Below are 12092 nucleotides of genomic sequence, written 5' to 3'. Positions count from 1 at the left end.
CCCTGACAGGCCACCGACACCGGCACCGACACGGGCTGACACCGGGACCGCCCGGAAGGGCGGCATCCGCACCGATGGTCGGAGTCGCGATATGCTGGCCCTGGCAGAGCGCCTGCCAGCGCCCGATGTGGTGGCCCACGCCCAACCGCATGCTGGGGCCAAGAGTCTCCGACTCCGCGCCGTTGTGCCGATTCCCGGCGTGCCGGCCACGCCGCCTGTTCGGTGGAGTGCGTGGGGCTGCACCGGAGGCGTCATGTCTGCTGATCACAATCTCCGACGGACCCCGGCCCCGGGACGTGCCCGTAAGCGCGCCATCCGGGAGCACGCGGCCCGGGCTGGCGTCGCCTACTCGGTGGCTGCCCGGCAACTCGAGTCGGTCGGTCTACAACCCGGCGAAACCCTCTCCACGTACGGGCGGACGATCTATCCGATCGGGTTTGACCCGTATCGCCAGTTGCTCGTCGAACGCCGTGAGCGGCGGTCGTTCGAGGAGCGGGTGTCGGACACGAGGCGGGCCGCGGCCCTGCCCCAGGGCCGTGCTCAGCACCTCGCCGAGCGCTTCCCGCCCAGCCGTGGGCGTACGGGCAGCGGGGTGGGCCTGCTCTATCACGGCGAGGGCCGCGAGGAGCTGCTCGCGATGCTGTACATCGTGATCGTGGCCGAGTCGCCGGGGCTGCTGCCCGAGGTGGGGGACCTCGTCTGGATCGCGGAGCTGGGCGAGGACACCGCGCTCGACACGGCCTGCGCCGAAGTCGACCGCGAGGCCCGCCGGCTGCTCGACCAGGAGCCGCTGGTTCTCTGGTCGAGCATCCAGAAGGCGCTGGTTATCGCCGAACGCGGCGCGGACTGGCAGGTCCGCGAGGAAGCGATCCGGCACGCCGCGCTCCTGGGCACGATGATGACGCCGCGTCTGGGGTACGCGGGCGAGCCGTACGTGGAGGGGCTGCCAAGTGCTGGTGCCCGGCAGATCCTCGACGCGCTGCTCATCGTCGCCGACGATGGACACGCGCCGGGCACCCGGGTACGCCTGCTCACGCAGCCGAACGACGCCCGGTCGGCCACGATCATCGGTGCCAGGTGGGGTTCGTCCGGTCCGCCGGTGGGCTATCTCGTGTGGCTCGACGGGGCGACGGCGCCGCGGTCGGCCCGCGCCGAGGACCTGGTCGTACTGCCCGACCAGGAGTCACTTCCCCGGTAGCCAGGGCTCTGACCCGGTCTGCCGCTGCCCACTGGCACAGGCCGGCCGGGCTCCCTGGCGGGGAGCCCGGCCGGTGCGGTCGGCGCCACCGTAGAGCTGTCCGGCTCAGCGGGGGGGGGTGGTGCGGCGGGAAAGGTACGGCGCGACGCGACCGTTCTCCGCGCGGTGGTCCACCTGACCTCTCAGCCCGGTAGACGACCCCGCGTGGAGACGAAGTGGTAGGACATGACGGCGAACCCGGGGTCACGGACCAGCCGCCGGAAGGCGTTCAGTTGGTTGGGCGACAGCCCCGCGGCGAGCAGGTCCGGCTCCAACTGGCGGGAGTTCGTCTCGTAGAGCGACGTTCCGGTCGACCCGCCGGCCCAGCTCTGCGAGTGGGTGATGGTGTCCAGGTCGGTCAGACCCGCGAGGGCCATCTCGGTGTGCACGTCCTGCGCCCACCCCAGGTCGGCTCCGTGGTCCTGTAGGACACCCAAGATGGCGTCCATGACCTGCGCGAAGAGCTTCGCGGCGTCATCGGTTGGCGCGGTCAGCACCCGCAGCGGCGCCGTGCAGTCGAACTCCTCGACCAGCAGCCAACCGCCGGGAGCCAGCGCGCCGGTGAGCGTGCGGAGGACCCGTCGTCGATCGGGGAGGTGCAGCAGCACCAACCGGGCGTGGATCAGGTCGAACGCGTCCCCGGGTGGCGGTTCGGTGCGGACGTCGTGTCGGCGTACGTGCAGGTTGCCCTCCGCCACGAGGTGCGTGGGGTCGATGTCCGTGGCCAGCACGTGACCGTCGTCGCCGATCGCGCGGGCGATCCGCCGGGCCATCGAGCCGCCACCGGCCCCGACCTCCCAGCAGGTCGCCCCCGGTCGCAGCACCGGGCGGGCCAGACGGCGCGTCGTGATCGGATCCAGGAAGGACTCCAGCGCGTGCATCTGGGGAACGGCGTCCGGTGCGCCATTGTCAAACGTGTACGCGTCATCGCTCGTGGCGGTTGCCATCGGTGTCTACCTCTCCGAGAGGGGTGGAGTGACTACGGGGTGTCGGCCCAGAGTCGAGGGCCTGGTCGGCTGGCCGGGGGTGGCGGAACGGCGGCGACGCTCAACATCGCCGCCAGTGGGGCCGGATCGACGCGCGCCTCGGCCGTCGGTCGGTCGTAGATCACCCGGCCGTACTCCAGCACCGCCACCCGGTCCGCGATCTCGATCGCATGCTGGAGCTGCTGCTCCACGAGCAGCACGGTCAACCCGTCGGCGGCGAGGCCACTGACGAGCTCGCGGACGCGCGCCGCCAGGTCGGGCGAGAGGCCCTCACACGGTTCGTCGAGCAGCAGCACCCGTGGTTGGCCGAGGAGCGCACGGGCTATAGCCAGCATCTGCTGCTCGCCGCCGGAGAGTTCGCAGCCGCGGTGTCGCAGCCGCACCGCCAGCCTCGGCAGCAGTTCGAGGGTCCGGGCCACCGTCCAGCCCTCGCCGCCGGGGGCGGCGGCCCGCCACGGCGCGGCCGCCAGGACCAGGTGCTCGGCCACGGTCAGCCGGGAGAAGACCCGCCGGCCCTGCGGGACGAGACCGACGCCGGACTGGGCGATGCGATGCGGTTGCCGGCCGGCCACGTGCACGCCGCCGATCTCGATGTGACCACTGGAGGCTCGCACCAGCCCGGCGATCGTGTGCACGAGGGTGCTCTTGCCCGCCCCGTTGCGACCGACGACGGCCTGGATACTGCCGGGGCGCACCCGCAGGCTGACCTCGTGCAGCACGATCCCTCCGGCGTAGCCGGCGCAGAGGCGATCCACACACAGCATCAGGCCACCCCGTCGGCGTAGGCCTGCCGCACCAGCGGCGAGGTACGGATCTCGTCCGGTGTGCCGGCGGCCAACGTCCGGCCGTCGCGGAGCACGGTGACCGTGTCGGAGAGGGCGTACACCAGGTCCAGTCGATGTTCGACAAGTAACACGGCGACCTCCCTGGGTAGCTCGCGGAGCAGCTCGACCAGCCGGCCGACCTCGATGGCGGACAGCCCGGCCGCCGGTTCGTCGAGCAGCAGCAGGCGGGGGCGACCGGCAAGGGCCATCGCGATCTCCAACTGGCGACGTTGGCCGTGTGCGAGGTGCCCCGCGGGCACCGCCGCGACGTCGGCGAGGCCCATCTGATCCAGCAGCGGGCCCGCCCGGTGTCGCGCGGTGTGGCGGCGTCCGCCCGGCCACCACCTGCGGCGTGCAATGACCCGCGGCAGCGCGGCCACCACGACGTTCTCCGTCGCGGTGAGCGTCGAAAAGACCGCGGGTCGTTGGTGTATGCGGTTGATGCCCCGCCGCGCCCGCGCCGCCGGGCCGAGGCGACTGACGTCCCGTCCGGCGAACCGCACCGTTCCGCGCTGCGGCTTCGTGGACCCGCCGATCACGTTGAGCAGGGTCGTCTTGCCGGCTCCGTTGGGACCGATGAGGGCGTGTCGCTGACCATCGTGGACGCACAGGTCCACTCCGGCGAGCGCGGCGAGCGAGCCGTACCGCACGTTGACGTCCTGGGCGCTGAGCAGGCAGGTCATCGTTGTAGCTCCGGGACCGAGGCGTGGTCACGGGCGGGTGGCGCGTCCGGCTGCCTCGGCGGGGCGCTCGGCGGGCGCAACCTGCTCCGTGCCCGGTTGACGCCGGTGGGCAGCAGGTAGACCGTCGCCACGAACAGCGCGCCCAGCACCAACGGCGCGTGGCCGGGCAGCACCCCGAACAGCCAGTCCCGGACGGCGATGACCAGCGCCGCGCCCACCAGGGCGCCGCCGACCGAGGCGGTGCCACCGATGACGACACCGAGCAGCAACAGGGCGGACGTGTCGAAGCCGAAGTCGGCGGGGGAGATGTACTGCTGGGCGACGACCAACAGCGAGCCGGCGGCGCCGGCTATCGCCCCGGCGGCGATGTGCGCGCCGGACAGGTACAGCGGCACCCGGTGGCCGCTGGCGCGTAGCCGCGTCTCGTCGTCCCGACCGGCACGCAGCAGCAGCCCGGCCCGGGTACGCAGCAGCAACAGCACCGCGCCGACCACCGTGGCCACGACGACCAGGGTGTACAGATAACGCGCCTGGTCGCTGGCCAGGACCGGCAGACCCCAGAACGGGCGGACCGGGGCGATGCCGGCCAGCCCGTCGGTGCCACCGGTCACCGACCGCCAACGGCCGAGAACGGTCACGACGAGTTCGCCGATGGCCAGGGTGATCATCAAGACGATCACCCCGCGGGCGTGGACGACGAGCGGCACGGTCAGCGCGGCCAACACCGCCCCCGCGCCCGCCGCGACGGCGAGCTGCACGACGCCGACGTCGGAGATCCGGCTCCCCAGCACGGCGCAGCCGTAGGCGCCCGCCGCGTACGGTGCGGTCTGGCCGAGGGTGGGCATGCCGGCGACGCCGGTGAGCAGCGCCACGCTCACCCCGACCAGGGCCAGCGCCAACGTCCGGGCGAGGATCGCAACGGTGTAGTCGTCGACCACCCAGGGCGCCACGACCAGGCCAGCCAGGACGAGTGCCGCGACCGCGCCCCGTCCCCGCCGGATCACCTCGTCCCTCATGTCGCCCCCCACCTGCTGGCGAGGCCACGGGCCCGCACGGCCAGCACGGCAGCCATCGCGGCGAACAGCAGGAACGGTGCGGCGGACGGCAGCAGCGCCACCCCCAACGTCTGGATCTCGCCGATCGCGAGTGCGGCGAGCAGGGTGCCGGCCATGGACCCGAGGCCACCGAGGACCACGACCACCAGGGACAGCAACAGCACGGTGTCGGCGGTGTCCGTGCCGGGACCGATGATGGGCGCTCCCAGGACTCCGGCCGCGCCGGCCAGCGCACCGGCGGCGGCGAGCACACCGGCTCGGATCCGCGCGGGACTCACGCCCAGACAGGCGACCATCTCCGCGTCGTCCACGGCCGCCCGGACCAGCATCCCGGCCCTGGTGCGCCGCACCACGAGGTAGAGCGCGGCGGCGATCGCCGCCGCGACGACGATGAAGACCAGCCGGTACGCGGCATAGCGGTGGCCGGCGACCACCACCGAACCGTCCAGGGCGGCGGGCACCTGGACCCGCGGATCGTCAGGTCCGAAACCGGCGACGAGCAGGCTGCCGCCGGCCAGCGCCACCCCGAAGGTCAGCAGCGCCTGCGTGAGGTGGTTGCCGGTGGCGACCGGCGTGAGCAGGCCGGCCAGCAGCACACCCGCCGCGGCGGCGGCCAGCACACCCACCGCCAGCGCCAGCGCCAGACTCGCCCAGCCGCCGTCAAGCAGCGCCGCGGCGGTGTACCCGCCGATCGCGTAGAGCAGGCCGTGCGCCAGGTTGAGAATGTTGGCGACGCCGAAACAGAAGACCAGGCCCGACGCGGCGACGAAGACGAGCAGCCCGTAGGCGACGCCGTCCAACGCCGGGATCAGGTACGGGTCGATCCGGTTCGTGCCGGCCGCCACCGCGATCATCGGCCGACGGTCGCGAGGTCACCCACGACGGTGTTGGACAGCGCCCGGCCGTCCTGGCGGACCTGCCGCAGGTACCACTTCTGCACCGGGGAGTGCGTGGCGGTGGAGAACTGCCAGGTGCCGCGCGGGCTGGCGATCTGGCCGAGCTGACCGATGGCCGCGTTGATGGCCTCCGGAGTCGGGTCGCTCCCGGCAGCCCCGATGGCCCGGTCCAGCACCGCCGCCGCGTCATACGAGGCGAGCGCGTACGTGGTCGGGGAACCGTCGTGCTTCGCCTTCCACGCCGCCACGAAGGCGCGGTTCTCGGCGTTGTCGAGGTCGGGGGAGTAGTTGAGCACCGAGTAGATGTCCCGGGCGGCCTCGCCCTGCGCGTTGAGCACGCCGCCCTCGGTGAGGAACCCGGCCGCGTACAACGGGACGTCCTTGATCTCGGACTGCGCGTACTGCTTGACGAAGTCGACGGCGGCACTGCCGGCGTAGAAGGTGTAGACCGCCGACGCGCCGGAGGCCTTGATCCGGGCGAAGTACGGGGTGAAGTTGGTGGTGGCCGGGAACGGGGTGAAGGTGGTCTTGCCGTCGGAGTTGGCGAGCTTCCCGCCGACCTTGGCGAACGCGTCGGTGAAGCCGCGCAGCTCGTCCCAGCCGCCCTGGTAGTCCGGGCCGATCGCGTACACCGAGCCCTGCACGTTGTCGCGGACGTGCTGGGCGATCGCCGCTCCGGGCTCGTCGGAGAGGTACGAGGTGTGCCAGACCCGGGAGACGTCCTTGAGCTCCGGTCGGCCGTTGGAGCCGACGAGTGGCACCTTGGTCTCGTTGAGCAGGGGGGTGACCCCGGCGACCGAACCGCCACCGACGATGCCGGTGAGCGCGACCACGCGGTCCTGCTTGAGCAGTTTGGTCGCCGCCGGCACCGCGGTCTGGGCGCCGTTGCCCTCGTCCGCGACGACGAGGTCGACCTGTCGACCGCCGAGCTTGCCGTCGTGGGTGTCCAGGTAGAGCTGGAAGCCGTCGCGGATCTCCGTACCGACGGCCTGGTACGTGCCGGACAGCGACGCGAGCAGGCCGATCTTTATCGAGCCGCCGGCGCTCGTGCCGGGCCCGTCGTCGCCGCAGGCCGTGCTGACGCCCAGCACGAGCGCGAGCAGTGTCGCGGTGAGGGCATGGCTGCGCCGAGGGGTGGTGAGTGACATGTGTTTCTCCAGGGGAAGGGTGGGGTTCCCGGCGTGGGGGCGCCGGGATTGTCAGCGGCTGCGGGCGAGTGCCGCTCGGGCCGCGGGGGTCAGCGCGTCCCCGATGCGGTTGGCCAGCTCGGTCATCTCGTAGGAGACCTTGCCGACGTCACACTCGGGTGCGGCGAGCACCAACAGTGAGGCGCCGTCGTTGAAGGCCATCGAGAACATGAACCCGCCTTCGAGCTGTGTGACGTTGGAGATCACCGCGCCGGCGTCGAAGAAGGCGGCCGCGCCCCGCAGCAGGCTGACCAGCCCGCTGCCCGTTGCGGCCAACTGGTCGGCCCGGTCCGGCGGCAGGTCACGGGTGGCGGCCACCATCAGGCCGTCGGCGGAGATGGCGATCGCATGGCTGACCTCGGTCGCGCGCGCGGCGAAACTGTCCAGCAGCCAGCCGAGATCCTGTTGGTCGCTCACGTGCTCTCCTGTCGCGTCATTTGTTGCCGAGGTCGATCGGGGTGCGGCGGCGGGTCGCCACACCGCGCGCGTACGCGGCCATCGCCGTCGCCACCTGCGCCGGGTCGCGGTACTCGGACCGTTGCTGCTGCTGGGGCACGGTGACGCCGCCGGGCACGAGATGCCGTTGCGGCTGCCGTTTGGGCAGGCCCGACGTGGTGGTCGTGGCGACCTCGGGGGTGGTCGCCTGGGCGGCGGTGCGCCAGGCGTCGTCAGCCGGGCTGGACCACGCCTGGCCGTCCTCGCCGTCGACGACATCGGTGTGGAACCAGTGGTTGACCTGTTCGAAGATGAGCAGCTCCTCGGTGGGCGCGTTACCCCGGTCGGGGGGTGGGGGAGCCGGTCGGAACACCGGCGCCGCCGGCAGGGTCCGCTCGCCCAGGGGGCGCCCGGCGGAGGGCTGGGGACGCGGCTGGTACGGCGGTGGAGGGCTGGTCGTCCGGGCCGCACGCCGCGACAACCGACCGGGTGCGAGCAGGTACTCCTCCGGTGGCAGCGACCGGATTATCGCGGCGGGCAGCGTCGCCTCGGCGAGGATGCCGCGCCGGGGGCCGCGTCGCAGGTGGACGGTGGCCCCCAGCCGGGCCGCGAGCTGGCCCACCACAACGAGCCCCATCGCCCGTACGGCGGCCACGTCGATGGCCGGTGGGCGGGCCAGCAGCTCGTTGAGCTGCTGCATCCGTTGCGGGGACAGCCCCACGCCCTCGTCGCTGATCTGGACGATGACGCGGTCACCCAGGCTTCGGCCGCTCACCCATGTCTCGCTGCCCGGCGGCGCGTACGTCGTCGCGTTGTCCATGAGTTCGGCGAGCAGATGCACGACCTCGTCGACGGTCTTGGCCGCGACGGCGACGTCTCCGTCGATCATGCCGAGCCGGATCCGCGCGTAGTGCTCGATCTGCGACAGCGCTGCCTGGAGCACCTGTTGCAGAGGGACGTCGTGCTGGCGTACGCGACCGACGCCGACGCCGCCGAGCACCAGCAGGCTGGCGTTGATGCGTCCCATCCGGGTCGCCAGGTTGTCCAGCGTGTACAGCTGGTGGAGCCGGTCGGGGTCGGTCTCGTCCCGCTCGACCAGGTCGACCTGGGCCAGGACGGCGTCGACCAGTCGCTGCTCGCGGCGGCTCAGGTGGATGAAGATGTCGGCGGTGTTGGCGCGCATGACGGCCTGCTCGGCGGCTGTCCGCACGGCGGCCTGGTGCACGGCGCTGAACGCCTGGCCCAGCTCGCCGATCTCGTCGTCGCTGGACGGTTCGAGGGCGGCGGTGGACTGCTCACGGGCCAGCTTGTGCGGGTCGACGGCGGCGCTGCCCGGCTGCTGGAGCTGGGCCACCACGGCGGGGAGCTGTTCGAACGCCACGGCGTTGGCCGCGTCCCGCAGGCGACGCAGCCGGCGGGTGATCTGCCGAGCGACGGCCCAGGTCACCAGCGCGGTCAGCACGAGTGCCAGGAGGACACCGACCGCTTCGGCCACGGCCCGGCGGCGCTGGTCGGCGTGCGCGGCCCGGACGTCGTCGAGGACCGCGACGTCGACCCGCCCCCGCAGCTCCGCCAGGCGTGCGGCCCGCGCCTGTGTGGTGGACACCCAGCCGGCGGTCTCCAGTTGCAGCCGCGACCCCGGCTGGGCCCGGAACACCTCGTCCTGCATCCGTTGCAGGGCGAGCGCCTCCTTGCCGGTGCCGGCCTGCTCCCACCAGATGCTCCAGTCGGGCGGGGCCAGGGCCAGGAACGACAGGCTCGACTCCGTGTAGCTGGTACGGGCGGCGGTGAGGTCCTGCTGCATGGCCGGGGTCAGCTCGCCGCCCGCGACAGCGCGGAGCACGGCAACCTGCTGCTGACCGATCGCCTCTGCCGTCTTCGACAGCGCCGCCGAAGCCCGGATCCCGTCGGCGAGCTGGGCGTTCACCACGCCGTGCGAGACGTTCTCCCGAAAGTTGATCAGGTCGGCGATCGCGATCCGGTAGCTGAAGGTCATCGCCGACACCGAGGCGTGCGTCGCCGTACGCACCTGGGTGCGTAGCGGGGGGAGGCTGTCCAGGGCCGCGTCGATGCGGCGCAGGAGGGCCCGGTTGGCGTCGGCGTCGGCGGACAGCCGATCGCGCTGCCGGCGGTAGCGCGTGACGGCATCGTCGGTGGTGGCAATCTCCGCGCCGAAGGCGTCCTGCTGCTCCGGCGCGGAGTAGGTGAGCAGATCGGCGGCGGCGATGCGCTCGCGTTGCAGCCGGTAGGCCAGATCACCCGCCTCGGCACCGACCTGTGCCAGGATCTGCAGGTCACTGGCGCGGGCTGTCTGGCGTGCGCTCTCGGTCAGCGCGAGACCGGCGAAGCCGATCACGGCGACGAGCGGTGCCGCGACGATGAGCCGCATCCGGCTCGCTATCTTCCAACCGCGTCGGCGGGTCGGGTAGGGTCGGGCCGCGTGGGACCTGGTGCTCGACGCCAAGATTGACTCCCACGACTCGTCGATGACGGTCTATCCGCACGTTGCCGAATGCAAGTCCCATTCCGCCGGAAGCCGCGCCCGGAGACCAGACCTGGCCGTGGTACAAACTGCCCGTACCACCATCTGTACCCAGCGTCAGCAGACGGTCACGCCGCCGAGGTGACCGGAATGGCGAGGTCAGCGCTGGTCGTCGAGGGGTCCGGCCGCCGGGTTCCGTCGTCCGGGTCGGGCTGGCCGTTGAGTACCTGGCCGATCAGCTCGCGCAGTTCGTCGATGGCGTCCACCACGGCGCCCGGGTCGCGCGCGTCGCGCTGACGCGGCGCCGGCCGATCCAGCCCGGTCGGCTCCGGGGCGCGGGGGCCCCGGCGGCCGTCGGCCGCCAACTGCTCGGCCGCGACCTGCGGCCACAGTGCCGCCAGCTGGCCGCCTGTGCTGAGCACGTCGTCGCAGCGCACCGCGAACTCGTGACTACCGAACCGTCGACCCGACTCCACCGCCGCGACCGTCTCCCGGCTGAACCGCACCAGATCCGCCAGGGCCCGCTGGGTCAGGCCCCGTCGGACCCGGCAGCTGCGCAGTTCCCACCGGAACCGCTGGCTGGCGGCGGCGCGAGCAGAGCTCGACGGGGGCGTGTGCTCCATGTGCTCACCTTCGTGGCAACGGGGAATCAGCAGCGGACTCAGATTGAGGCCGAACGATGGTAGTGGCATTCATAGGGGGCAATTCTTAACCCTCGACGTGATGGGTGTGAAGACGTTTGCCGCGGTGGATCGCAAGCGATAGCGTGGACGGTCCGCGCCGGATCCGTTGTGGACGCCCGCGGCGCCGACCCTGCGCCGACCCGCCCGACACCCCGTTCAGCCCCAGGCCAGCTCCGCGGGCGCGCGCACGATCAGGCGGCCTGCACCTCGGCGCTCGCCGCGTCCCGCGCCGACGAGCCGTCGTCCGGCGCCATGACATCGATTTCCGCGAGGAGTCTGTGGTGCGCGCGAAACGCAACATTGGGTTTGTAGGAACGATGTGGCACGGGTGTCAGTCGTAGACCGGGAATGGCGGCGGCGAGTCGGGTGAGGGCGATTCCGGCCTCGAGCCGTGCCAACGCCGCGCCGATACAGAAATGGGGGCCGTGGCCGAACGACAGGTGATCGGTCACGTCGGACCGGTGCGGGTCGAACGTGTCCGGGTGGGCGAAGACCGCGGGGTCCCGGTTCGCCGCTCCGATCAACAGCAGGCAGCGCGCCCCCGCTGGGATGGTCACCTCTCCCAGGGTGACGTCCCGGCGGGTCACTCGCAGCCAGCCGTCGATGGCCGGCGCGAACCGCAGCGTCTCGGCCACGAACGCGGGGACGGTCTGTGGGTCCGCAGCGATCGCCGGCCATCGCTGGGGACTGGACAGCGCCTGGTCGAGGGCGTGGGCGAGCAGCCCGGCGGTGGTCTCGTGACCGGCGACCAGGAGGTTGAAGGCCATGCTCGCCACCTCGGGCACCGTCAGCACGGCGTCATCGTCGTCGCGGTAGGCCAGAGCCCGGCTGATGAAGTCGTCGCCGTGGTGCCCCTGGTCCACCCGCTGGCGGACAAGCTCATGGCAGTAGCGCCAGAACTCCAGCAGATCCTGCGCCAGGCGCACCTGCTCGGCCGGGTCTGGCTGCCCCCAGATGAGGGCGATCTGGCCGTCCGCCCAACTCCGGATCCGGCCGACGTCGGCGTCCGGCACCCCGAGGATGTCCAGGACCACCAGCAGCGGGAGTTCGGTGGCGAATTCCGGGAGAAGGTCGACCTGGTCGCCCTGGCGGGCGACGAGCCGGGACACCAACTGGTCGACCCGGCGGCGGACGATCGCGCCGTACTCGGCCTCGACCCGGTCGGGGGTGTTCGCGAAGGTCGCTCGTAGAGCCCGGCGGGTGCGGGGGTGCACCGGAGGGTCCGCGGCGGCCGTGGTGGGCGGCACGTCCATCTGCATGATCACACTCATCGCCTCCGGGCACACCTCGTAGACCGGAGCGAGGGTGAGGGCGTTGGCGAACGTCGCGGCGTCGGCGAGCGCACGCCGGACGTGTGTGTGCCTGCTGATCAACCACAGGCCCAGATCCTCGGCGTAGTGCACCCCGGCAGGATCGTCGAGAATGCGTCGCCACATACTTGCCGGATTGGTGAGATAAACCCCGGTGAACGGATTCAACCGCACGGAACGCCTCCTGATGGACGCGGCGCGAAACCGGCAGCGCCCCTATTCGGCGTGCCACGTCAGTTGGGCCGACAATGGCGCGCACCTGCCTCTGACTCATCACGGTGCGCTGACGGGCCACACAAGTCAAGATTGGTGAC

General features: G+C 72.0%; 11 protein-coding genes. 1 reads left to right on the top strand and 10 read right to left on the bottom strand.

The annotated features are described in order from the left end of the window. The first annotated feature begins 253 nt into the window (after positions 1 to 253). Positions 254 to 1198 carry a hypothetical protein gene (locus ABZS37_RS25840; RefSeq protein ID WP_355173001.1) on the top strand — a complete coding sequence of 315 codons (945 nt, stop codon included), beginning with the start codon at positions 254 to 256 and terminating at the stop codon, positions 1196 to 1198. A gap of 182 nt (positions 1199 to 1380) precedes the next feature. Here ABZS37_RS25840 and ABZS37_RS25835 read toward each other — a convergent pair whose 3' ends face one another. The 10 genes from ABZS37_RS25835 to ABZS37_RS25790 form a co-directional block, all read right to left on the bottom strand. Continuing rightward, on the bottom strand, positions 1381 to 2184 hold the full coding sequence (locus tag ABZS37_RS25835; protein WP_355172999.1) for a methyltransferase domain-containing protein: 804 nt from the start codon (positions 2182 to 2184) through the stop codon (positions 1381 to 1383). Between the two features lie 32 nt (positions 2185 to 2216). Further along, positions 2217 to 2987: an ABC transporter ATP-binding protein gene (locus ABZS37_RS25830; RefSeq protein ID WP_355172997.1), complete on the bottom strand. Its 771-nt coding sequence runs from the start codon at positions 2985 to 2987 to the stop codon at positions 2217 to 2219. Next, a complete protein-coding gene (locus ABZS37_RS25825) occupies positions 2987 to 3730 on the bottom strand; it encodes an ABC transporter ATP-binding protein (protein ID WP_355172995.1) in 744 nt (247 codons plus the stop codon). The genes ABZS37_RS25830 and ABZS37_RS25825 overlap by 1 nt, the downstream gene beginning before the upstream one ends. Continuing rightward, positions 3727 to 4746, bottom strand: coding sequence for a branched-chain amino acid ABC transporter permease (locus ABZS37_RS25820; protein WP_355172993.1), 1020 nt, complete (start codon positions 4744 to 4746; stop codon positions 3727 to 3729). The genes ABZS37_RS25825 and ABZS37_RS25820 overlap by 4 nt, the downstream gene beginning before the upstream one ends. Further along, positions 4743 to 5639 carry a branched-chain amino acid ABC transporter permease gene (locus tag ABZS37_RS25815; protein ID WP_355172991.1) on the bottom strand — a complete coding sequence of 299 codons (897 nt, stop codon included), beginning with the start codon at positions 5637 to 5639 and terminating at the stop codon, positions 4743 to 4745. The genes ABZS37_RS25820 and ABZS37_RS25815 overlap by 4 nt, the downstream gene beginning before the upstream one ends. Further along, a complete protein-coding gene (locus ABZS37_RS25810) occupies positions 5636 to 6829 on the bottom strand; it encodes an ABC transporter substrate-binding protein (RefSeq protein ID WP_355172989.1) in 1194 nt (397 codons plus the stop codon). The genes ABZS37_RS25815 and ABZS37_RS25810 overlap by 4 nt, the downstream gene beginning before the upstream one ends. A gap of 51 nt (positions 6830 to 6880) precedes the next feature. Then, positions 6881 to 7285, bottom strand: a complete 405-nt coding sequence (locus tag ABZS37_RS25805) for a roadblock/LC7 domain-containing protein (RefSeq protein ID WP_354997152.1) — start codon at positions 7283 to 7285, stop codon at positions 6881 to 6883. Positions 7286 to 7301: 16 nt separating this feature from the next. Continuing rightward, the gene (locus ABZS37_RS25800; protein ID WP_355172987.1) at positions 7302 to 9692 is read right to left on the bottom strand and encodes a nitrate- and nitrite sensing domain-containing protein; all 2391 of its coding nucleotides are present in this window, start codon (positions 9690 to 9692) and stop codon (positions 7302 to 7304) included. 221 nt (positions 9693 to 9913) lie between these two features. After that, the gene (locus ABZS37_RS25795) at positions 9914 to 10408 is read right to left on the bottom strand and encodes a helix-turn-helix transcriptional regulator (protein WP_355172985.1); all 495 of its coding nucleotides are present in this window, start codon (positions 10406 to 10408) and stop codon (positions 9914 to 9916) included. Positions 10409 to 10659: 251 nt separating this feature from the next. After that, positions 10660 to 11952, bottom strand: coding sequence for a cytochrome P450 (locus tag ABZS37_RS25790; RefSeq protein WP_355172983.1), 1293 nt, complete (start codon positions 11950 to 11952; stop codon positions 10660 to 10662). Between the last annotated feature and the right edge of the window lie 140 nt (positions 11953 to 12092).

The organism is Micromonospora sp. NPDC005413 (genome assembly GCF_040606435.1).
Lineage (GTDB): Bacteria > Actinomycetota > Actinomycetes > Mycobacteriales > Micromonosporaceae > Micromonospora.
This window is presented reverse-complemented; position numbering and strand designations above follow the sequence as displayed.